19 protein-coding genes and 1 pseudogene are annotated in these 22805 nt (G+C 38.2%); 1 reads left to right on the top strand and 19 read right to left on the bottom strand.

Translation table 11 applies throughout. From position 1 onward, the window contains the following. Nucleotides 1–336, top strand: a pseudogene (locus AB5642_RS15245) (ATP-binding protein); the annotation flags it as partial. On the opposite strand, the gene AB5642_RS15250 reads toward AB5642_RS15245, so the two are convergent. The 19 genes from AB5642_RS15250 to AB5642_RS15340 all read right to left on the bottom strand — a co-directional run bounded on the left by AB5642_RS15250 (nucleotide 324) and on the right by AB5642_RS15340 (nucleotide 22680). Further along, nucleotides 324–950 carry a hypothetical protein gene (locus AB5642_RS15250; protein WP_368371728.1) on the bottom strand — a complete coding sequence of 209 codons (627 nt, stop codon included), beginning with the start codon at nucleotides 948–950 and terminating at the stop codon, nucleotides 324–326. The pseudogene AB5642_RS15245 and the gene AB5642_RS15250 sit on opposite strands and share 13 nt — an antisense overlap. A gap of 43 nt (nucleotides 951–993) precedes the next feature. Then, nucleotides 994–2223 (bottom strand): replication initiator protein A, encoded by a 1230-nt coding sequence (locus AB5642_RS15255; RefSeq protein WP_173719592.1) that lies wholly within the window; start codon nucleotides 2221–2223, stop codon nucleotides 994–996. Then, entirely contained in the window at nucleotides 2220–2981 is a 762-nt protein-coding gene (locus tag AB5642_RS15260; protein ID WP_233456130.1) for a ParB/RepB/Spo0J family partition protein, read from the bottom strand. Before AB5642_RS15260 ends, AB5642_RS15255 begins: the two co-directional genes overlap by 4 nt. Nucleotides 2982–3201: 220 nt before the next feature. Continuing rightward, nucleotides 3202–3615 carry a hypothetical protein gene (locus AB5642_RS15265; RefSeq protein WP_173717514.1) on the bottom strand — a complete coding sequence of 138 codons (414 nt, stop codon included), beginning with the start codon at nucleotides 3613–3615 and terminating at the stop codon, nucleotides 3202–3204. Next, nucleotides 3612–6548, bottom strand: coding sequence for a glycoside hydrolase family 3 C-terminal domain-containing protein (locus AB5642_RS15270; protein WP_368371729.1), 2937 nt, complete (start codon nucleotides 6546–6548; stop codon nucleotides 3612–3614). The genes AB5642_RS15265 and AB5642_RS15270 overlap by 4 nt, the downstream gene beginning before the upstream one ends. A 509-nt stretch (nucleotides 6549–7057) precedes the next feature. Next, nucleotides 7058–8338, bottom strand: a complete 1281-nt coding sequence (locus AB5642_RS15275) for an ATP-binding protein (RefSeq protein WP_226841066.1) — start codon at nucleotides 8336–8338, stop codon at nucleotides 7058–7060. Next, on the bottom strand, nucleotides 8335–9045 hold the full coding sequence (locus tag AB5642_RS15280) for a LytTR family DNA-binding domain-containing protein (RefSeq protein WP_173717516.1): 711 nt from the start codon (nucleotides 9043–9045) through the stop codon (nucleotides 8335–8337). Before AB5642_RS15280 ends, AB5642_RS15275 begins: the two co-directional genes overlap by 4 nt. A 112-nt stretch (nucleotides 9046–9157) precedes the next feature. After that, nucleotides 9158–9748: a hypothetical protein gene (locus AB5642_RS15285; RefSeq protein ID WP_173774204.1), complete on the bottom strand. Its 591-nt coding sequence runs from the start codon at nucleotides 9746–9748 to the stop codon at nucleotides 9158–9160. Beyond that, nucleotides 9741–12197 (bottom strand): glycoside hydrolase family 2 TIM barrel-domain containing protein, encoded by a 2457-nt coding sequence (locus AB5642_RS15290; protein WP_173717560.1) that lies wholly within the window; start codon nucleotides 12195–12197, stop codon nucleotides 9741–9743. The genes AB5642_RS15285 and AB5642_RS15290 overlap by 8 nt, the downstream gene beginning before the upstream one ends. Before the next feature lie 589 nt (nucleotides 12198–12786). Next, the gene (locus tag AB5642_RS15295; protein WP_117804675.1) at nucleotides 12787–14028 is read right to left on the bottom strand and encodes an IS256 family transposase; all 1242 of its coding nucleotides are present in this window, start codon (nucleotides 14026–14028) and stop codon (nucleotides 12787–12789) included. Nucleotides 14029–14160: 132 nt separating this feature from the next. Further along, the gene (locus tag AB5642_RS15300) at nucleotides 14161–14448 is read right to left on the bottom strand and encodes a hypothetical protein (protein ID WP_173716635.1); all 288 of its coding nucleotides are present in this window, start codon (nucleotides 14446–14448) and stop codon (nucleotides 14161–14163) included. A gap of 58 nt (nucleotides 14449–14506) precedes the next feature. Further along, complete coding sequence (locus AB5642_RS15305) at nucleotides 14507–15469, bottom strand: DUF6017 domain-containing protein (protein ID WP_173716636.1); 963 nt, start codon at nucleotides 15467–15469, stop codon at nucleotides 14507–14509. Between the two features lie 58 nt (nucleotides 15470–15527). Then, entirely contained in the window at nucleotides 15528–16451 is a 924-nt protein-coding gene (locus tag AB5642_RS15310) for a ParB/RepB/Spo0J family partition protein (RefSeq protein ID WP_173716637.1), read from the bottom strand. Nucleotides 16452–16454: 3 nt separating this feature from the next. Continuing rightward, nucleotides 16455–17237, bottom strand: coding sequence for a ParA family protein (locus AB5642_RS15315; protein ID WP_173716638.1), 783 nt, complete (start codon nucleotides 17235–17237; stop codon nucleotides 16455–16457). A gap of 15 nt (nucleotides 17238–17252) precedes the next feature. Next, nucleotides 17253–18113 carry a ParB/RepB/Spo0J family partition protein gene (locus tag AB5642_RS15320; RefSeq protein ID WP_173716639.1) on the bottom strand — a complete coding sequence of 287 codons (861 nt, stop codon included), beginning with the start codon at nucleotides 18111–18113 and terminating at the stop codon, nucleotides 17253–17255. Nucleotides 18114–18813: 700 nt separating this feature from the next. Then, on the bottom strand, nucleotides 18814–19914 hold the full coding sequence (locus tag AB5642_RS15325) for a Fic family protein (protein ID WP_368371730.1): 1101 nt from the start codon (nucleotides 19912–19914) through the stop codon (nucleotides 18814–18816). 87 nt (nucleotides 19915–20001) lie between these two features. After that, nucleotides 20002–21393: a tyrosine-type recombinase/integrase gene (locus AB5642_RS15330; protein WP_368371731.1), complete on the bottom strand. Its 1392-nt coding sequence runs from the start codon at nucleotides 21391–21393 to the stop codon at nucleotides 20002–20004. Between the two features lies 1 nt (nucleotide 21394). Continuing rightward, complete coding sequence (locus tag AB5642_RS15335; protein ID WP_117529026.1) at nucleotides 21395–22384, bottom strand: helix-turn-helix domain-containing protein; 990 nt, start codon at nucleotides 22382–22384, stop codon at nucleotides 21395–21397. A gap of 119 nt (nucleotides 22385–22503) precedes the next feature. Continuing rightward, nucleotides 22504–22680, bottom strand: coding sequence for a helix-turn-helix domain-containing protein (locus tag AB5642_RS15340; protein ID WP_003864535.1), 177 nt, complete (start codon nucleotides 22678–22680; stop codon nucleotides 22504–22506). Between the last annotated feature and the right edge of the window lie 125 nt (nucleotides 22681–22805).

Raw genomic sequence — 22805 nt, forward strand, 5'->3', positions numbered from 1 at the left:
GGTTTTTTTACTGACCTGCAAAGCAGATCAAGGGAAAAAATCGTCTGGTTTCCAAAGATTTATTATCAAATGGAAAAAGGCTTGCTTCATATCCGCTGTGAAATCACGCTGGGAAAATATCAAGACCAGCTTTTACGGTTAGAGGATAAGCTGGAAAGTGGCTTGTATTGCGAGCTGACTGACAAGACCCTGCATGACGGCTATATTGAATATACCCTGCTTTATGATATGATAGCGAACCGCATTACCATTAATGAAGTACGGGCAGAAAACGGCTGTCTTAGATTGATGAAAAATCTTGTCTGGGAATATGACGCACTCCCTCACGCCCTTATTATGACAAATATTATATATTCTTTTTTCCCACGTCCTGCATACAGATCATATTCTATTTCTTTGACCAGTGTTTCCTTATCATCAACGTTATCCCGGAACTCATAAGTATCAAAGTCTTCTGCCAGGTCTACCAGCGCATAAGCGATTGCTTCCGCTGTCATATGCTCCGGATAAATATCCTGCTTTTCCTGGGCTGTCATAAAATATTTGAAGTCCGGGAACCGCTCTCTAAGCTCCTGTATTGCTTCCAGAACCAATGGATGCTCACGGTAATATGAAATTGAATCAATGTTATCCGCATAAATCGTATGCCCTTTTATTAAGGTCATCGGACCATCCAGATAATCCGGAAGGGATGAATCGTGTAACTCAAATCCCATTCCATTTCCCATATAGCTTAATCTCGGATCTGCCAAGATCTGCTTATATCTGTCCGTGACCTGTTCAACGGTAAGCCCGTCAAAATAATTTCCCATAGACGGAAACTCCTCACATACAGCTGCAAAGAATGTGATAGTTGCTCCCGTTTTCTGCTGATAGCTCTCTGCTGCTTTTCTGATTTCTTCTCTCCGCTCTTTCTCTCCAAATCCGTTGTTCAACACATTATCAACCATATTATAATTCTGCTCCTCCAGTTCCAGTTATTTTTCTCTATTGTCAACTACAATCAATATCATTTCCCTTTGCTGTTTTATCATGATCATGTTCCTGTTGACCTTTTTGTTTTATTGCATTCAGTTTATCGTGAATGCTCTGCTTTCCGCTGTTCTCAGGCTCTTCGGAACTTCCTTGCTCGTCCATATTTAAGAGTGCATTTAACTCTGACAGACGTTCCATCATCTGATTCAGCTCCTTCTCTTTTGGAAATGGCTTTACCACTTCCTGTTTTGCATTTTCCAGCTGTTCTTTTACTGTTTCTAGTTTCTGCTCCGCATCTGCCAGTTTCTTCGGATAACTTTCCAATAAATTGTTAATACGGGCAATGTTTCCAAGTGGATCTGAACCTAATGGAAGCGAAGATACTGCTGTGTGTTTCACTGAAAGAATAAATTCTTTATGCGAATAATTCAGTTTCAGTAATTTTCCCTTCACAAAGCCTGCCGGATAATATTCGCCGGCGATCCGTATCATATCCTTTTCAGTTTGAACGGTCTCCAGAATCAACTGATATATTTCTTCTACCAGATCCTGCTCTCTGCTATATGTATGCAGTAAAACATCAAAATCAATATTTTTCTTTACCAGTTCAGCATAAGCATTGATTGTCTGTTCTTTTTGATCACATCGAATCCTATCGCCATCTGATTTGATATGATTCGATGTGATATTACTCTGATTATTATAATTCATATAAGTCTTATTATATAGCGGTACCGTTTTGGGAACCTCTTGAAGTCCGTTTTGGGGCACTTCTGAGGTATCTGTTTCGGCACCTCTGAGGTGCTTATTCATCACCTCAGGAGTTCCCCTTTCGATACTTCTATGTACCACATCTTTTTCCTGTGAAGTTCCCATTTCATTACTTCTTTGACTACTCTGATGTGCCATAAAGCTCTTAACATATATAATGTTCGGCAATCCAAAGCCTCTCTTTTTCTTTTCAATCAGTCCGATTTTCTCCAATTCTGTGAGATAATCCATTGCTTTTTTCTTAGAGAATCCCAAGTCACTCTGTATCTCCGTGATCTGATAGATAATGTACACCTTGTTTTCTTCGTCAAGCCATTTATTTTTCATTGACAGTCCCATTCTATCCAGAAGTACCGAGTAAAGGACTTTAGCTGATAAAGACAGTGCGGAAAATGCTTCATCTAATAATAATATCCTTGGAATCCGGATAAAACTGAACTGATCAGCCTGAGTGCCATAATAGTATTCAAAATTCATACTGTTATCTCACCTCTTTTCCATTGATCCAGAAGTTCCAGAATTACACTTTCCATATCTTCTGCCGTATATTTATCAGAGAAGAAATTTCTCAGTTTTTTCTCTGACAATATGATTTTCTGTTCCTGCTTCCTTCCAGGCTGGCTGTTTACCAGTATGGAAATCATTTTCGCCTGCGTCATCGGTTCTGCTTCAAGTGCTGTGCGGAGTGCCGCTACCTGAACTGCTTTAACCGTACCATTTTCTTTGATGTATTCAAATAACCATGTTTGAATCTCTTTGTCAATATAGGAAATGTCAACCGCAACGGTAAAGGGCAGCCGCTTCTTGTCTACATAATCAAGTAATTCAGGAATTAATTCAGTCAAACGAATAAACCTCCTGATTGTATTTTTACTTTCCCCGGTTTCTTTTCCTATCAATTCTGCCGTTTCAAAATTCCGCCCAACTTGGGTGGAATTATTTTTTGATGGTCTTCCTGCCTGTCTTTTCATAGCATCCATTTTCATTTTATATGCAAATGCTTTTTCACTTGGAAGCAATTCTTCTCGTTGAATATTAGCATCTACCATTACTACTACTGCATCATCATCGTCCATATCCCGCACAATGGCCGGTATTGTTTCCAGTCCTGCTTTTATCGCTGCGTGCATTCTTCGATGCCCGGATATCATCTCATAGCTGCTATTCTTATCTGGCCTTACTAAAACAGGTGTCAGCACACCATTCTGTTTAATACTCTCTACCAGGTCATCCATCCTGGATATCTTCAGCAGTCTCAATATCGTATTCTTCGAGAAGCTGACGAATGATATTTCTTTTTCCATCGGTCATTTGTACTCTGTGTACAGGTTTCTTTTGTCTTGCCATAATAAAAGGCCCTCCTAATGATATTTATTTTATCATAGAAGGACCTTATGATGGTTATTTTACAGAAAAAGGTTCACAGGCTCGGTTCTTTTTCAGTTACCTATTTTTTCATTCATTCTTTTGTTTCTTCTGACCACTAACAAAGCATCCAACAATTCCTAATATTGCGGTAATTGCTGTGATAATGACTGTCACATTCATTTGACCAATCAATTCTGAATGTCCAAACGCAACAATATTATTCAAATAGTCTGCATAACTTCCTACGGTTTCCGTAAGCGTGACGAAATAAAATAGCGTCACAGAAATAATAATGGAAGCAATCAGTTCTATGATACCTGTTTTAACCCAAAATTGTACTGTACTCAGAGCGCATCCTATTCCTAACCCCAGTATTACTTTTACGTCATATTTTCCAAGTGCAGACGCATATACCAGATAGGCGACCAGTGACACAAGACATAACAAAGGAATCGCTGCCTGAATATAAAAACCTATTGTTCTATTTTTTAATGATTTCACTTTTTCTCCTCCTTTCCTGCATCAGAACTTCTTTTCACTTCACCTCGTACATATAATCCTATAAATGCAATTGTCATAATTGCAAATACAGCAATCAATACTTTTAATGTAATACTCCACCACGGTGTGATTGATACGATTCTGCTGTCCTCGGACAATCCATTCATTGCTGCTGAATGGCTGAATGCATAAATTGTATTTTTCGTCATATCACGCAATCTTAAAAGGACAATTCCATCATCGGTCTGGTTAAGATAATCCACAATCACAGGTCCTGAAACCTTATCAAAGTCAAAACAAATCATATCTGTATATCCCATCAACTGATCTACAAAATGTGAAGCATAATCTGTCACAGCCGCATCTGTAATCAAATGTCCTTTGAATCCCCATTCGCCTCTTACAACTTCGTAATTCAGTGCTGCGCAAGCAGGTGAATATGTCAATCCCTGTCTTCCATAAATTTCCATTGCGCCCAAAACACCACCAAGATCATTTCGCATTGCTCCCTCAAATCCTCTCAATGATCCTTCTCTGAATGCCTGCTCACGATAGAAATAACTAATACCACCTCTCTGAGTTTCAAAATCATTTCCACAAAAATGCTTTGGTCCTGCAATAACTCCTCGTTCCTGCTCTGCAGATAAAACAATCGTTCCAACATAATAATTTACATTAGAATCCTCAGAATAATATTCCTCGTTTCTTCCACTGAACGGAGTACGTCTCAAATCCAGTCCACCAGTCCATGCCTCATTGCATCCCTGAAATAAAACTTCCTCACCTTGAAGAAATCCTCTTTCCTCCTGTAGTTCTTTATTCCAGCTTGCTGCAATAACAGAGGTATAATTACCTCCAAATTCAGTATACGAATTCGGATTCTTTTCCTCATCCGTTCCAAATCCTAATAATTCAGGGAATGATGCATCTGATCCATTGCATCCGTCACTGGAATGTGTTTCAGGAAGCACAATAGAATTTATCTCTGAAGTCCCCTGTACATTTGGGAATAAAGATGCCATTTCTTCAATTGTCATTTGGTCTAAAAATGCATTCCATGTTTCAGTATCATCATAATCGACATCCCGCATCATTGCAAATGTAATTCCATTATCTGCTTCTCCCTGATTCATTTCTGAAGCGGAAGGTGCATCCTCTGCTTTTTGGTATACCTCTCCCTGTAGTTTTGTTTTCATTTCTTCTCCAACTACAGGTACACTGACTGCCTCCGTCGGGAATGTTGCTGCCCAGTCTGAACGACTGAGATAAGTAACGTTAACTCCAGTATCCTCTGACCAATAGTTAATGTCCTGTTCACCAAAACGGTTTGTAACTCTTTCCCCAGTTGCTTTGCTATACGCATAACTGTCTGTATCTGGTTTTTCATTGTCCGGAATCCCATCAGTGAACTTATAAACACAACTTTCATTCAAAGTAACGTCTTCTGTTCCATCCTGATTAAACATTCCGACATATCCCTGCACCGCCAATATATTATTCAATGCATCGTGAGAACTCTCTCCCACTGCAAAATAATAATCTCCTGCACTTAGAATATATCCTTCTGCCCCATTCTGATCATAACTTGCAAGAAGGTAACGATCCACTGGCACCTGCACAGTCTCCGTTCCATCTGGATCTAACAGACTGCTCTTTTCATATCCCACAAACTGAATCGCACTCTTTTCCACTTCATTAAGACGCTCATACTCTCCATATGGAGTCTGTGCATAAACTAAAACTGCACATTTTCCTGGTTTTTCACCTATATTGCGGACTTCCACATTCACCATATACTGGTCGGTTTCTGCATCATACTCTACCCCTGTGATCTGCTGTTCAAAATCCGTATAAGACATTCCCCATCCAAATGTAAAGCACATTTCATCCGCATAATTCCATGCACCTGCCGAGCGGAAACAGCCAACATCTGAAGCTGCATTTCCACTTCCTGTAATGCAGTCTGCATACCTCGTCTCGTAATATTTATAACCTATATAAATATTTTCCTGCTCAACAGTCACATACTGTGTGCTTTCATCCGTCACAATGCCATCATCATACATGGTATCAACATTAGACCATGTCGGAGCATTTCCACATGCGTTCACAATTGCCGGAGAAGACAACGAACTGGCTGCGAATGTATCACTTAAACGTCCAGAAGGATTTACTTCGCCATCCAGTATTTTTGCCACACCAGTTAATCCAGTATTTCCAGGTGAACCAATCCATAAACATGCATCTACATTATAATCATCTAACCAATCCAACTCCATAAAATAAGTTGTATTGATAACCACAATAATCTTATCAAAATGCTCTTTTACAATCTCTAACATATCTTTTTCATTTTGATGCAATGCAAGACTGCTGATTGTCTCTCCTGTGGTTTCATCCACCTCGCTGACCGGCATATCACGTCCTTCTCCCGCTTCCCTTGCAAGTACGACAATTGCCGCATCATTATAATCATCCAGTGAATCTAATACTTCTTCCGTGTAAATACTCTTAGGTGCTTCACAGTTGCCTGTTCCCATATAATTCTTGATACCATCACCCCAAGGTGGAAATCCTCCCTCACCTGTTCGTGGCTCCATACTGCTATAGGCATTGTACAATGTATCATTTATCTCGAATCCTTCATTGCTCAAGGCTTCATAGAAGTCAACAGTCAAATCCCCATTTTTGTATGTTCTCGATCCTGCTGCTGAAGTGTGATATAGCGGATTATATGCAGCAAACCCAAATAAGCTGACTTTTTTCCCAGTTTCCAATGGCAGTGTTCCATCATTCGATAATAATACTGCACCTTCTTCTTCCTCTCGCTCGATGTGATCGTAAACATCAGCCTCTAACTTTTTTAAATTGTCTTCTGTAAAATCCCCATACGAACTTGCATAAATAATCCTCGTATCTGTATCAGATACCATCTTTGTCGTTTTTACCCCCCAAAAATGAATTTACCTGTGAGGCGTAACTCTCCGCACATACACTTCCAAAAGAAGTAAAAGCCAACAAAAATGCTGATACACTGGCGAATCCTCGAAATGCCAGATTACTTTTATTTCTCGTTCCCATAATTTTCCTCTCTTTCTTTAAATTACGCTATGTGTGCACCATTACGTTGTAATCATTGTAAGAGAAAAGCAATAAAAGCTCAATATATTATGCATATCCTGTCTTTATCGGTACATATTCTGTAAATTCAAATTATCTTTACTGAATTTTTATTTTTAAGTATGATTTCTGATGCCAATTTGCATTAATTTTTCTGACAAAATGCAGTATGGTAAAGAAAGTATAAGAAGTCAGGAGATTTATCATGAGTCAGGCAAAAGTAGATCGTTATAAAGAAGAAAAAAAGAACCGAAAAAAATCATGGCAAAAGAAAAAAGAATCCGTATCTTTGTTTTTTACAATCTGCCGTGCCTCATCTGGCTCATGCAGAGTTCGGCACCGGAATCAAGATTTGTAACATAAAAATCTGATTCTTTGTCTGAACAGTAATAGTTCCATTGTATTTTTCAGCAGTATAACGGATACTCTTCATACCGTATCCATGATCTGCCTTGTTTTTCTTAGTTGTAAGCGGAAGACCTTTTTCAAATTGCAGCTTTCCCTCATAGTAATTCTGAACCTGAATTACCATAAGATCACTCTGAATGATTAATTTTGTACTTACGACACGCTTATCCGGATCTGTCACTTTCATGACTGCTGTAATAGCATTATCCAATGCATTTCCAAATATTGCATAAATATCTTCTACCCTCATAAAATCAAGATGTTCTCCATCTGCCATGCAAGTCCAGCAAATATCATGATTTTTGCAGAACAATGCTTTTTCCATCAATACAATGTCAAGTGCACGGTTTCCTGTCTTTAACGCAGTATCATAAATCATGATGTCATTTTCAAGTTCTTCCAGATACTCATTTTTCTCTTTTCCATCATCCATACTTTTTAATGCACGAATCTGATGTTTTAAATCATGGCATTTCCGGTTAATATTTTCAATGGTATCCGCAGTCATTTTATATTGCCTGTTTTGCAAATAAAGAGCCGTGTTAATTCCATTTAACTCCCGATGAAGCTGAATCAGATTTTTCTGATTGATCTGAACAATCAATGCATACACACAGCACAGACAGTCCATACCACAAAGAATCATTCGATACCATCTGCCAACCTCAAACCCAGCCACCTTTGCTCCCTCTAGAATCCCAAGCAACCATATAATTACAATAATCGTCGTCAACGGAAAAACCAATTTCTTGTCTGCCACAAATCTTCCATTATCCGGTATTTTTTTTGCACAGAAAAAATATGCCATTACATAAACCAGCACATAGCACCCTACACTTACCACCTTGCTTTCCCCTCCGGCAAGATTATATATCTGCATAAGACTATAAGATATATGCTGTACTGCAAAAGCACAAGTAGAACAATATACCGCCTGCACAATAGACTGCCCCATGCATATCCATACAAATAAAATGCTTATTATCAGATAAACTGCCCAGTAGAAAATTTCTCCAGCTACTGAATCCGGTTTTCCCACAAATTCATTATAAAAGCCGACCAAAATCAACATACTTATACTTAAAACCGTTGCAATCAGTACGAAATGTTTTCTTTTCCTCACAGGTTTTAAGAAAAGAAGACACGCACAAATCAACTCGACCATATAGGAAACATTTAACCAATATTTCATCATATCTCAATTCCTCCCATATAGTTTGCAAGTGCCTGTAAAAACTCTTTTTTACGTGGACGGCTGATTTTAAGATGTTCACCTTGAAGAATTACATCTTCTTTCTCCACACCATTTACATATTTCAAATTCACAAGATAACAATTATTACACCGTTTAAATGAGAGTCCTTCCAACTGCTGCTCCAAATCTTTTAACGAAGCTTTCTGACAGAATTCTCCATGTTTTGTGTGGTATAAAAGATAATGTCCGTCTACTTCCACAAAAAACAGTTCATCCGATGAAATAATCTGCATTCCTCTTGGTGTTGTCAGTACAATATTTTTTGACCGCTGATTAGAAATAATATCTAAAGCATTCAAAAGCTTCATGGCAAAAGAATAGTAGTTCACTGGTTTGATTATAAAATCAAGCGCCCGCACCTCATATCCCCGGATTGCCATCTGAGCCATATTGGTTACAAAGAAAATAAGAACTTCTTTGTCTTTCTGTCTGATTTTCTTCGCCGTGTCAATTCCATTAGTTCCGTCCATGTCAATATCAAGACAGATCAGATCATACGATGCATCAAATTGCTGCAAAAATACGTCTCCAGAACAATAAGTTTTTATCTCCAGTTTTATGGCATTTTCCTTTTGAAACTGTTCAAAACATTCCTGTAAGGAATCCCTTTCTTCCTGCTCATCGTCCACTATTGCAATTTTTCTCATATCCGCTCCCCATATTACTATCTGTCATATAAAAATAATTTACAGAGTATGCTTGTTTCAAACATACTCTGCATTCTATTATAACAGATTTCTTCTTTTCCTTAAAGATTAATTACTTTCTCTCCTTTTTCTCTCCTTCCGGGAAAATAATCTTGAATACAAAAAAATAGATAACCATGGATACTCCACCCGTAATAAATGTAACTAATAAATTATAGACTGCCGGTGCAAAAAAATGTTGTGCAATCGGCATCCACAATCCATTAATCCCATTGCAAACAAGCGAAATTAATATCCATGCGATAAAATACCATAAAATCTGCCATGCAATATTCCCATGACTTTTAAACGTAATATTTCTCTGTAAAGGAAAATTGACACACTGTGCCAAAAATGTTCCCAGCTCATAACTGATAAAATATCCCAGTCCACCGCCGATGATTACCTCTCCCGCTGCATTTCTTGCAACTTCATAGCCTAAAATATTCCACTTATAATCTATTCCAAATACATGCATCGGAATCTGAGGCCACATAAATTCTTGTCCAGCATATTCAATACCGAACATGTAAGGGAAAAATGTAAACATCAGATACTGTAAGACTGTAACTCCCATACTAAAAACCCAGAAATATAACAACTGTATCAGAAGTTTTGCGATTTTTTCATGTTTTTTCTCAAATTCTTCCCATTTCTTACGCATGGCACACCTCCTCAATGTACGCTGTAGCTTCCTTATTTTTCATTACCAGCACTTTTGCTACTGCACTCCCATAAGGACTTTCTGCTTTAACAAAAAGTTCCTTTGCTGTATCCGGTTTCACAATCACCATTGCTTCTCCATAATAAGTATCTGCTGTATCTCCGTGATAACTTCTTTCATAATATGGACATGCGCTACCAATACCAAGAATTTTTCCACCTTCAACAGTTACTCTAATGCTGCCACGTATCATTGGCTTCCACTCACCCTCGAAATCTGTATACTTCATTCTGATATAAACAAGATCATCCTCTCTCACAATTTCCTGTTCTGGTGCTAAAGTCAATCTAGTTTCTGCATCTGCTGTTTTCAAAATCTTTTCTGCGATTTTGCAATTATTTTCATCGTAAGAAACCGCTTTTAATTCTCCACTGTGATACGCAACATGAAAATTTGTTTTACAATCTTTCTTTATATTCTTTGTTCCTACACATTCCCCATTTACATAAAGTGAAACATGATGTGCTCTGGCATACACTTCCACAGAAGTTTTCTTTCCCTCACATCCTTCAAAAGACCAGCTCTCTATTGCATTACTCATCTTCCATGCGGAAGGAGAATGAGCTTCATGTGCATAATGCACCGGGACAACGCCAATTCCTATTTTTTCCAGACCAAATGCAACTTTCGTATAAGTCAATTCAGCCAATGGTTTTCCCGTAAGATCAATTCTTCCGGAACCTGCGCTTACCCATCCAGGTCCATTATCAAAACGCTTTGCATATTCTTTGTATTCCCATGAACCAATTCCTACCTCTCCAAGATAATCCATGCCAGCCCATACAAAATCACCTATAATTCGCGGTTCTTCTTTTGCCATTTCTATAAACTTATATGCATCTGCGCAGAAAGTTTCACTGCCTAAAATAATACGATTCGGATATTTTTTCAAATCATGACGGTAACGCTTGATTCCGTAGTTATAGCCTGCCACATCCATTTTTGCAAAAGCATCCTTCGTCTTCACATCACATGGATACAATGTTGCACCTGTTTTCATGAAATCGGCTCCTAAAACTCCTGCCAGTTCATTAAAAAATTCGCTGCCGACAGATTTTTTCTTCTTTACATCCTTTGCTGTCTGATCTGCCTTTTTGTCACTGTATACACCTAATCCCATCGAACTTAAGAAATTAAAGAAAATATTGATTCCACAGGTAACAGGTCGTGTACCATCCAGTACATGAAGTGTCTCTGTCAGATTTTCACAAAGCTTAATTCCTTTTTTCTGTGCAGTCTCTGACACTTCATTTCCAGTAGAATACATAATGACAGAAGGATGATTATAATCTTTTGCAACTAAATCAGCTATATCTGTTTTGTAATTATCTAAAATTATATCTGCATAATCGTATTTTGTTTTATGAATATACCAGCCATCAATATACTCATCCATTACAAGCATACCAAATTCATCACATGCATCTAACATTGCTTTTGAGCACGGATTATGTGCACTCCGGATTGCATTATATCCATTTTCCTGCAAAATACGGATTTTTCTGCGTTCTGCAAAGTCGTATGCACACGCACCTAACAATCCATTATCATGATGAATACATGCCCCTCTTAAAATGACACGTTTCCCATTGATGCAAAAGCCGTGCTCTGCATCACAAGTAACAGTACGGATTCCGAATCTTACTTCCTGAATATCCTCACCAAATGTAACCCGACAAGTATAGAGTTTCGGATATTTCGGACTCCAGAGTTCTGTTTGTTCAAGTACCATTTCTGTGTGATATTCCACAGTTTTTTCTTTTACATCACAAATGGCGTTTTCCACAGTATCTTCTGACTGTATTGTCTTGGAAACAATAAGTTTTTCTCCATCAAATATCTCAGTACAGAGCATTCCCACGCCAGTTGTCTTTACATCTACCGCAATCTTTTTTTTCTGATAATCAAGTGTTTTTACACGAATTTCATCCCGTAAAATATGCTCCGTCGGAAATATGTAAAGCCATACCGGACGATAAATTCCCGTTCCGGAATACCATCTGCTGTTCGGCTGGTCACTGTTTACTACAGTTACTTTTATCTCATTATCTGCCCCATAGTTCACAGACTCTGTGATATCCACATAGAATCCTGTATATCCGTATTCATGATAAGCGGCTTTTTTCCGATTTACATAGACAGTCGCTTTGCGATATATCCCTTCAAACTCTAAGAGCAGTTTTTTTCCATTCCATTTTTCCGATATATGTAAATTTCTCTCATAAGTATAATCCTGTGCCTCAATCCATCCCGTATTTACACCTCCAGCACTTGTCTCACTTTTTTCATCAAGAAGCATTGCATCATGCGGCACATCTGTTGCAAATTGTGTCTCCCTTTTTCCTGTCACATAACAGATCCAGTTCTTATTCAAAGATAATTTTTCCATCTAAGTAATTCCTCCCAAAACCACATATTTTTTGTCCGGATAATTCTGACCAAGAAACTTCTTTTCACTTTTTCAATCATGCTCTATCTATGGCTTGTTACCTTGCAAAAAACTGATGATTTTATTTTACTTACCTCCATCAAAATAACAAGAGGCTGTGCATGCATTGCAGGATGGCGTTCATAAATTGCAGTCTTTTTTCCTATTTTTTCTCATTTGTGCTGCTGCATTTTTTAACATATTAAAATATATCAACCAAAATGGTTAAAATATCACAATCAGCTTTAGTACAACAGAGTGGTACTTTAATACTCGAATAGAGAGCAAAATGCGAAAAACAGAACAGGGTACTTAAAATCCTGTATTTCAGAGAGTTGCCGGTATTCTACCGTTATTTAGAAGCTTATTGTTGTGGTATATGCCACAAAGATAAGACTATGAGAAAATCTCTGTAAATTAGATTCTTCTATGATAATGAAGGGTGAAAAGCTTACAAATCAGGCTTTTCACCCTTGTTTTATATATAACAGTTACTGACAGGCATGTCAAGAGCAGGCGGCTGGCCGCCTGTCTTAGACTATGTTTTTACTTATTCTGGAAGTCGTCCTTCGTACATGATACTCAACTCCCCATAGACCTGGCCCCAGTCCCGGATGGTAGTTGTCCATTTCTTAGTAGCCTCGAAAGTGGCCAGATATAAGGCTTTTAATAGCGCTGTATCACTTGGAAATACGCTTCTCTGGCGATTCAGTTTCCGGTATGTGGAGTTCAGTGATTCTATCGCATTTGTTGTATAAATGACCTTCCGGACAGTGGTTGAAAACTTAAAAATTGGAGAAACAGCATCCCAGTTGTCCTTCCAGCGTTTCATGGAATTCGGATATTTCGGACTCCATTTTTCTGTCACACGGTCTAAAGCAGCCAGAGCCTTCTGCTCATCAGCAGCCTGATAGATGGTTTTTAAATCTGCAGCGAAAGCTTTCCTGTCTTTATCCGGAACGTATTTCAGCGTATTTCTTACCTGATGGACAATACACCTCTGATATTCTGTCTTTGGAAATGCCGCCGAAATCGCTTCTTTAATGCCTGTAAGGCCGTCTGCACAGATAATCAGGATATCTTTAACCCCTCGATTTTTTAGTTCATTTAAGACAGAAAGCCAGTATTTCGCACTTTCATTGTCGCCAATCGTGATGGTCAATACTTCCTTTTTGCCCTCTGTGTTAATGCCCAGAATTACATAGGCTGCAAGTTTACGAATCACTCCGTTGTCCCGCACAGAATAGTGGATAGCATCAATGTAAAGAATCGGATACACGTCGTCTAGCGGTCGATTCTGCCAGTCTTCAATCTGCGGAAGTATCTTATCTGTTACATCAGAAATAAAACTCTCAGATGTTTCAAAGCCATAGATATCTTCAATCGTTTCCGAAATTTGGCGTGTAGTCATTCCTTTGGCATACATGGAGATAATCTTCTGGTCAATGTCAGAAATATCCTTCTGACGCTTTTTGACAACCTGTGGTTCAAAGGTGGACTTTCGATCTTGTGGTACTTCGATTTCCATAGAACCATACCGACTGTTTACCTGCTTGCGTTTATAGCCGTTTCGATAATCGTCGTTGTCAGAACGCTCGGATTTCTCATATCCGAGATGGTCATCCATTTCTGCCTCCATCATTTCCTTGATGGTGCCACCAAGGAGATCTTTAAGAGCATCCTGGATATCTTCAGCAGTCTCAATATCGTATTCTTCGAGAAGCTGACGAATGATATTTCTTTTTCCATCAGTCATTTGTACTCTGTGTACAGGTTTCTTTTGTCTTGCCATAATAAAAGGCCCTCCTAATGATATTTATTTTATCATAGAAGGACCTTGTGATGGTTATTTTACAGAAAAAGTTTCACAGGCTCCTTTTCTTTTTCATGATACATAAATTTATACTTAAACCAGCGTAATCATCTACACCGATAATATTTCAAATAAATGACCACATATTACTCCAATGGCATATTCGATGATATCCCACAATTTCAATATCATACAGCTTACAGCAAGAACAAACACTGCTATTCCAAAATTTTGCCACTGTTGCAATGACAAAGCAATCACTGCGCACATTATGAAAATTGCATTAACCAGAACCGCTGCCAGATAATGTATTTTCGATAAGATACTGACTGTAAAAGATAAAGCAATCAAAATCACCATCACTGGCAATACAATCAATTTTGCAAATATTTTTAACATTTTATGCGTCCTCCTCTTTTCTGACTTATTTCCCAGATGCTGATCGAACAGCCAATTATTATTTATCATTTGCGGCATACTGCGGCAGATCATGGTTTACTTCTGCCTGATAATAGCCGCTGATGGTACTCGGTGCATTAAACAATGCCGCCAGCAGATATTTTTTGATATTATGTATTTTTGAGGTATTCTTTCTCATGCAGTCCATCGCATATTCCACATGGAACATATTCAGTTTCAAAAATTTGCTTCTGACCAATTCCGCCGGATACTCACTGGATGCAACAACGATGGACTTATTCTTACAAAGAACCGTTTCCAGAATCAGATCAAAGATACCTGTCAGCAGTTCTCTGTCATAAGGGTACCGCTCTAAGAGAATGTCCAGTTCAATATTCTCTTTGATTATTTCCGTGTATCCTTCCACATCGAATCCTATCCCATCATTTCCCGATATGATATGATTAGATTCAGTATTACTTAACTCAGTATTATTTATATTATTCTTATTAGTGTGTAATTTTTTCACTTCTGGATGTGTAATTTCTTCACTTCTGGACATGACATTTTTACACTTCAAGACATGTAAATTCTTCACTTCTGAAATTGCTGATTTTTCTCCAGAAATGTAATTATTACACTTCTGAGCATCCTGGATCATAAACTGTTTCAGATAGATCATGGTTGGTTTTCCCTGTCCCTGGCGCTTCTTTTCAATGAGTCCAATTCCAGATTCTATATCCAGTTCTTTCATTATGGAAATGGCTTTTTTATTACTGCATCCCATAGCATCCATGATATCCTCCAGCGAATAATATATGTAGGCACGTCCTTCTGTGTCAAACCACTGATTTTTCATTGATAATGACATACGATCCAGCATAAGACCATAGAGCACTTTTGCCTCAACAGATACTTTTTTGAAATACTCTTCCGTAAACAACAACTTCGGTATTTTATAAAATGAATACTGATCCGCTTCCCGTCCATAGAAATAGGACAGCTTTATTCTGTCTTCCATTCGTCTCTCCTTCTCATTCCAGAAGTGCCTTTTATACACTTCTGGAATCCTGTTCTCTTTATTGAATTTCTCTCTGTGCTTCACTCCACTGTTCCAGTAATTGTATGATTACTGTCTCCCGATCCTTTGCTGAATAGTTAGATGGAAAATATTTATCCAGCTTCTTTTCTGAGAATGATACTTTAGCTGCCGTGTTCTTCTTTGGAAGTGCATCGTTCATTATTGAAATAACGCTATACTGAGATGCCTTGGATAAATCCTGCTGATTCCGTAATGCTTCCACCTGCACCGGCTTTAAAAATCCATTGTCACGGTAATATTCATAGACCCATTTCTGAATCTGCTCATCCAGATAAGAGATGTCAACTCCCATTGTTAATGTAATTTTCTTACTATCCACCAAATCAAGTATTGTGGAAATAAGTTCTGTAAGACGTATATATTTTGTCACTTGACGTCCTGATATTCCTGCTTCCATTCCTATTTGATTTCTTGTTCTCTTGGAATTTTCATCCAACTTCGGGAACTCAGTTCCCAAAGTTAAATCTGCTCTTGCTCCCTGTCTTCTTATTGCATCCAATTTCATTTTAAAGGAAAAGGCTCGCTCACTCGGAAGTATCTCCTCCCTCTGAATATTGGCATCCACCATATTTATAATGGCTTCATCATCAGACATTTCCTTTACAATAGCAGGTATCTTTTGAAGTCCAGCAATTCCTGCCGCATGTAATCTGCGGTGACCAGATACCATTTCATAATCACCATTCTGATCCGGTCTTACAATTACTGGATTCAGAATGCCATTCTCCCGGATACTGTCTACCAGCATATCCATTCTTTCATCATCCAGAACCTTAAATGGATGATTCGGAAACGCATGGATTCTCACAATTTCTATTTCCTGAGTACCGGAAATCTCCGGCACTCCCAATAATTGATCTACTGACTGCAATTTGATTTTTCCAGCAACTCTGTTTGTCATTATCTATGCCTCCTTCAAAACTTCTTTGGTTAACCCCTTATAAGCACATGCTACTTTTCCCTTTGGATCATAGGAATAGATACTTTTTCCTTCCACGCTGACTTCCGCAGCTCTGACTGACATCGGAATTTCCGAACCAAATACCTTGATGGATGCAGAATATGTATCGTACACCATCAATGAAATATCCCTTGCATAATTTGTCCTGTAATCTACCATAGTCAGTAAAATTCCCTCAATTTGTAGTTTTGGATTCAGCTGTTTCTTCACCCTACCAATAGTCTTGATCAGCTGCTGTAATCCTTTGACCGGAAGATACGCTGCCTGTACCGGAATCAGCACTGAATCTGCACATGCCAATGCGTTGATTGTCATCATTCCCAGAGACGGCATACAGTCTATAAGGATGAAATCATAAAACTCTCGCAGCTTATCAACCAGTGATCTGAGAATCAGTTCCCTGCTCATAGCATTTACCAAAGAAACCTCGATAGCTGATAATTCAATGTTGGCCGGGATCAGATCCACACCCTCTCCATGATGAAGAATCGTTTTTTCCATATTCAGTTTTTCATCATTCACAACGTTCAGCATCAATGTAGCCAGCGAATACTCCATCTCATCCGGTTCCTCATATCCTAAGCTGATTGTAAGGCTTCCCTGTGGATCAGCATCGATCAGCAACACCTTTTTTCCTTCCTGTGCCAGTCCTATTCCCAGATTCACACATGATACCGTTTTACCAACTCCACCTTTTTGATTAGATACTGCAATTACTCTACACATATGTTTTTCCTCCCATTATTCAAATGTCATATTGATTTTTAATAGTGTCAGTATTTCTCTTTTCATCTGTTCAGCAGTGTAATAGGATGGAAAATACCTGTATAACTGCTCATTTTTGAAAACCACTCGGTCAATATCTTTCTGCTTAATCTCGCTTAAAAGCTCCTCTATTTTCTCCTGACTAAAATCCCCATCCTCCTGTAATTTTTTAATTCTGATTGCCTGAGACAGATTTGGTGTTCCCAATGTACTCTCCATTGCATCCAGCACAGTCTTCTGATTTTTTTCAGTTAATGATGCCAGTTCCACAGCTATCGTAAATCCCATCGTCTCATCATCCACTTTTTCAAGCAGCTCTGGAATCAGTCTGGTAAGTTTTAAATATCTCTGTACCTGCTTGGGACTGTCCCCACATTCTTCGCTTATGACCTCCACACTCTTTTTCCCGGTCAGATAGTCAACCTGGCTACATTTTCGTCTGCCGGCCTTTCTCTTGAGCACATCATATTTCATCTTATAAGCAAATGCTTTTTCGCTCGGTGAGATCCGCTCCCTCTGTAAATTGGCATCTACCATTGAAATAATGGCATCCTCTTCAAGCATGTATCTGATAATGACCGGAACCTTCGTATACTTCAGTTGCTGTGCTGCATACTTTCTTCTGTGACCTGAAATGATTTCATAAAATCCTTCCGGCCTCGGTCTCACAATCAGAGGATTGAGAATCCCATATTTCTTGATGGATTCCTGCAACTCTTTCATCTGACTGTCTGCCTGTACCTTGAATGGATGATTTTTAAAGTCCCTGAGCCGTTCAATCTCTATCTCAACGACTTTCTCATCTGGATCTCTTTGATCTTCTTTTCGTACTTCCATGTAATCCTCCTTTTCTCCTGGACAAAAAATGCCCAGACTAGACTTGTTACATCTAATCTGAGCATCTATCTTTCTCAGGTCTGAATCGTACAGACAAGAAAACCAAATTTACATCCATTGACAACCCTTTTTCTTCCCTACTCCATATGCCACACATCCGGGTGGAAAATCATAATTTTCAAATGGGTGGCAAAATCTTATTTTGGGTGGATGAAATCCTTCTGTTTTTTCAATTTCGGGTGGAAATTTCCACCCAAGATACAAAAAAAGCAGCAATGACTTTTTCAATCATTACTGCTTAAAATGAGCGTCTCCTATAGGAATCGAACCTACAATAGAGTCTTAGGAGAGCTCCAACCTATTGTCACTCTCTGTCAATCTGAGGTAAGGTAAACCCATATGGGACACTATTAAAAACTGTTTCCGATTCAATTTGAGTTATTCTGAATACCCCCTCTGTCAAGCTCTGTAAAGCTCTGAAAGTTAGCTGATTGTTTGCTCCAGCTAATAATTGGGGAATGCCTTGATATTACCATCGACATCTGTTATATGACCACCATGCTTCGTACGTTCGATCATGGTAAACAGTATTCAATTAAACTTCCTATCGAAAGCACAAGATATTTTCTTGTCTATAAATAATATAACGCATACGAGACGGTTTGTCCATGCGTTTTTGACTGGCAAATTTTATATTTTATTACGATATTTTTTTCAAAATCTTTTTCGCATTTGTCTTTGAAAAATCACTTAACCGATAAGATCGGACTCTTGTCTTTACAATGATTGGAATTAACAAACCATTATTTACCAGCTTTGCACATCGATTAATAATCGTTTTGTTGGTTACACCTAGCATTTTGCTGACTTCAATTGGTGTAAACTCATATAATCGCTTTTTTAACAGAAATGCTAAGAATTCTTTTTCTTTTGCATTTAAATAAGATAGACTTCCATCTAACTCGTCGTTTTCGGATGTTTTTGATAATTCATATACCTTTTTAGAATACAATTCCATCATCCGCAAAAAATAATTGATCCAAATTTCCGGATGAGGAGGGTTTTCTCTTCCTGAATAATATAACGCCGGTAACCCCATTTGCAGTGATGCATAATACTCATCTGGATCATAGGCAAAATATTCTTCCAGAGAACCTATTCCATTAAAACCATATCCATAATAATCAAGAATATAGCCTGACATTAATCTGGCGGTTCTTCCATTTCCATCTTCAAAAGGATGAATGGTAACCAATTGATAATGAACTACAGCAGCAATAATCAGCGGATGATCATCTGTAGTATTTACATATTCAACAAGTTCATCCAACAAGTCTGGAATATCAATATACTCTGGTGGAATATATTCCGCTGCGCCTGTTTCGGAATCATATACTGCGAATAACATTCCAGGCGGCATAGGGCCTCTTAAGCCTATCTTTTCTTTTGACGCACCTTTTTCAACCATTGCCTGCACTTCTAAAATCATTTCTTTTGAAAAAGCTTCATTCTTTTTCAGTTTTTCTTCTAAAAAATTTAAAGCCAAAAAGTAATTACGAACTTCCTGTTCTGGCTTTAAAAAATGTTTGTGAGGATCACTATCAATAGCCTCATTTGCCTGTTTTTCAGTTAATGGATTTCCTTCAATCTTATTAGAAGCATAGGAACTTTTTTTCTTAGAGTTTTTTCTAAGTCTGTTTTTTATAACAGGTGGCATTTCTATCGTACTAAGAGAAAAACGCTTTTCGTCTATTTCCGATATTTTTTTTAAAATTTCATTTGTTAACGTAACCTTAATCACATGATCCACCTCCATTTCATCCATATATTATATCGTTTTATGAATTGTTTTTCCACTAAAATTACACTATTTTTTCACTATTTTTCATTACTTCATTGTCTTCGCCAGCGAATTGAGTAATGCCCGCATCTCTGGATTAGCCAATACTTTTGCCAAAAGTTCCTGATCGACTTCATCAGCAACAGTTGCATTATTATTTTCCTGCTGTACATGCATCTGTGGATCCAGATTCTTTTTCTCATAAAATGCTTCTTCAAAAAGCTCTGCATTTTTCCTTCTGTCATCATCCAGAATATGAGAGTACACATCCGTAACCATATTGACCTGAGCATGACCGGAATCCCCCTGTACCGCCTTGATGTCTCCACCATTCAGTTTCAGCTTATAAGTAACGCTGCTATGACGAAAGCTGTGAAATACAACCGGTGGGAGATTATAGTCCTCGATCAGTTTCTTTAAAGGACCACGGATTGCTCCATCTCCGAGAGGAAGACCAAAGGTACTTGCCATAACCAGGTTATAGTCCATATATTCATCACCAAGGATTTCTTTCATTTCATCCTGTTCCGCTTTCCAGTCTACCAACATATTAGCGACACTCTTTGGTAAGAATATCTTACGCACACTGCTTTCTGTCTTTGGTGTTTTCAGAATACGGACCGTAGAATTCTTCTTATGATTTGTCGGGAATACCAACAACACATCTTTTCCATCCAATGCATTCAACGATTCTTTTCTTATACGCTGTGATTCTTTGTTAATGAAGACATATGCACGGTTTTCTTCAATTGCCTCAGGAGAAATATCTACACAATCCCAGGTAAGACCAAGCAGCTCACCAAGTCGCAGGGAACATGAAAAAGATAGATTAATTGCGAGCTTTAATCGTTCATCTTCACAGACACTGAGCGCATACATCAATGTATCCGCTGTCCAGATGTCTCTTTTTTGTGATTTATGTTTTGGTACAGTCGCATGAGTACAGGGATTCTTCTCCATCAGTTCCCATTTCACTGCCTGTTCAAAACAGTTCCTGAGCAGCTTATTAACATCCCTGACCGTACTGGACGATACAAATTCATTTCGACTGGTTTTATTTAATGGATTGATAACGGCACGCCTCTTCAAAAGACTCTGATAATATCTTTCGATGAATCTGGTATTGATCTCTGAGAGTTTCGTATCACCAATGATCGGAAGAATATAGTTATTGATAAGAGAGACATTTCCTTCATATGTAGAAAGCGCCCAGTTTTCTTTGCCATAAAGTGCAACATATTCTGTAATAAGCTCATCCAGTGTTTTGCATTTACGGACGACAAATGATCCCATCTCTTTTTTATATTCAATTTCTTTTTTTCTTCTCTTTGCTTCGGCTTTTGTTTCATAGGTTTCCCATTTCTGTTTTCTCTCGCCTTTTTCATTCGTATAAGAATAGATTACATTGAATTTTCCGTTTCGTTCTCTTATTGATGCCATATTATTGCATGCTCCTTTCCAAATCTCTTTGTTCCATCCAGTCCTCAAATTCATCCCGAAGGATCCTAACTCGACTGCCAACTTTTATTACTGTGAACTTTCCTTTATCCGCCCACTTGTTGATCATGCTTCTGCTGACCTTTGCCAGATAGGAAGCTTCATCAAAAGTAAGATACTTTATATTTCCATTGCTTCCTCGTATTCCGGTCTGTGATAATTTCTTCCGCCGGAAATTGGCCAGGGCAATATTTTGTTCCTGTGCAAGTTCTTCATAATCATTCGATGGATCCAGCTTATACCGATCCTGACCTTCCAGGAATTTTTGAAAACTCTCTTTTGTGATCCTTTTCTTTTCTGCAATCACAATGAATTCAAAAAAATGACTATACTTCGGATTATCAAGAATTGTATATACTGCGCTTCTGGTTGTTCCAAGTAGCTGTGCCATCTCAGGCATTGTAATTGTTGCATCTTCCAGAAGAGCGTCTTTTTCTCTGTCTTCCTTTGTTCGATACCGGGACTGGCTTTTATACCAGTTCTGAAAAGATTCTTTTGGTATTCGTTTCCAGTAATCGACAATAACAGCTTCCATTTGATTTTTCTTGAGTAAATCATAAACAAGATAATCATCAACGCCCAACAAATCCGCGACTTCCTTAACAGAATAGGACCAGGATTTCAATTCTTTCCCTGGCTCTTCTCCAGTAACTTTATGATATTTAATCTGATTGGCGTACCATTTTTCAAAGCTGGCAATATTGATTCGTATCTTTCCGGCAATCTCTTTAGATTCAAAAACATTTTTATGTACCAGCCAGTATCGATCTGTCTTTTTTAATCCCAGCAGCTTTCCCATTTCCGGCACGGTCATCCAGGTTCTCTTTTGTGTTGGACGCCGTTTGTAAGGACTTTCTTCTGAAATCTTCGAAATGATTTCTTCCACATCGTCCATTTCCGGAATTCCTTTTTGTTTCATAATTGCTGTTGCCATTTATTCTTCACTTCCTGTCTTTTTTAGTGTTAGTGTTTTTTCTTATATCATATCTCAAATCCAGATAAAAATTTAGGATGTCGATGTAGACAAAATCTGTCTGATCAACACCCTGTTTTTTACTGTTCCAAGTTATCAAGCCAGTCATCGAAACTCTTCTTGGAGATGCGATACTTTCCGCCATCCAACTGGATCCACCGGAATTCCTTTTTCTTCAAAAGGTTATAAATAGTAGGTCTGCTGACTCCTAAGATTTCCTGTAACTCTTGAACTGTATAACATCTTTTCTCTGACATTTCTTTATCCTCTTTTCTTTGAAATATGAAAGAAAAATTATCCCTTCATATAACGAAACGCTCAGAGCATGTTTTACAGTGGTCAAAAGCAAATTTTTTTACTTTTTTTCCTACGAGTCTTCTTG

Source organism: Ruminococcus sp. 1001136sp1_2201st1_G3_2201SCRN_220225, assembly GCF_040924365.1.
GTDB lineage: Bacteria > Bacillota > Clostridia > Lachnospirales > Lachnospiraceae > Blautia_A > Blautia_A faecis.

Coding starts and splice junctions, on each gene's coding strand:
- AB5642_RS15250 (WP_368371728.1), bottom strand. CDS start 950: ATGGTTGATAATGTGTTGAACAACGGATTTGGAGAGAAAGAGCGGAGA.
- AB5642_RS15255 (WP_173719592.1), bottom strand. CDS start 2,223: ATGAATTTTGAATACTATTATGGCACTCAGGCTGATCAGTTCAGTTTT.
- AB5642_RS15260 (WP_233456130.1), bottom strand. CDS start 2,981: ATGGATGACCTGGTAGAGAGTATTAAACAGAATGGTGTGCTGACACCT.
- AB5642_RS15270 (WP_368371729.1), bottom strand. CDS start 6,548: ATGGTATCTGATACAGATACGAGGATTATTTATGCAAGTTCGTATGGG.
- AB5642_RS15275 (WP_226841066.1), bottom strand. CDS start 8,338: ATGATGAAATATTGGTTAAATGTTTCCTATATGGTCGAGTTGATTTGT.
- AB5642_RS15280 (WP_173717516.1), bottom strand. CDS start 9,045: ATGAGAAAAATTGCAATAGTGGACGATGAGCAGGAAGAAAGGGATTCC.
- AB5642_RS15285 (WP_173774204.1), bottom strand. CDS start 9,748: ATGCGTAAGAAATGGGAAGAATTTGAGAAAAAACATGAAAAAATCGCA.
- AB5642_RS15290 (WP_173717560.1), bottom strand. CDS start 12,197: ATGGAAAAATTATCTTTGAATAAGAACTGGATCTGTTATGTGACAGGA.
- AB5642_RS15295 (WP_117804675.1), bottom strand. CDS start 14,028: ATGGCAAGACAAAAGAAACCTGTACACAGAGTACAAATGACTGATGGA.
- AB5642_RS15300 (WP_173716635.1), bottom strand. CDS start 14,448: ATGTTAAAAATATTTGCAAAATTGATTGTATTGCCAGTGATGGTGATT.
- AB5642_RS15305 (WP_173716636.1), bottom strand. CDS start 15,469: ATGGAAGACAGAATAAAGCTGTCCTATTTCTATGGACGGGAAGCGGAT.
- AB5642_RS15310 (WP_173716637.1), bottom strand. CDS start 16,451: ATGACAAACAGAGTTGCTGGAAAAATCAAATTGCAGTCAGTAGATCAA.
- AB5642_RS15315 (WP_173716638.1), bottom strand. CDS start 17,237: ATGTGTAGAGTAATTGCAGTATCTAATCAAAAAGGTGGAGTTGGTAAA.
- AB5642_RS15320 (WP_173716639.1), bottom strand. CDS start 18,113: ATGGAAGTACGAAAAGAAGATCAAAGAGATCCAGATGAGAAAGTCGTT.
- AB5642_RS15330 (WP_368371731.1), bottom strand. CDS start 21,393: ATGGCATCAATAAGAGAACGAAACGGAAAATTCAATGTAATCTATTCT.
- AB5642_RS15335 (WP_117529026.1), bottom strand. CDS start 22,384: ATGGCAACAGCAATTATGAAACAAAAAGGAATTCCGGAAATGGACGAT.
- AB5642_RS15340 (WP_003864535.1), bottom strand. CDS start 22,680: ATGTCAGAGAAAAGATGTTATACAGTTCAAGAGTTACAGGAAATCTTA.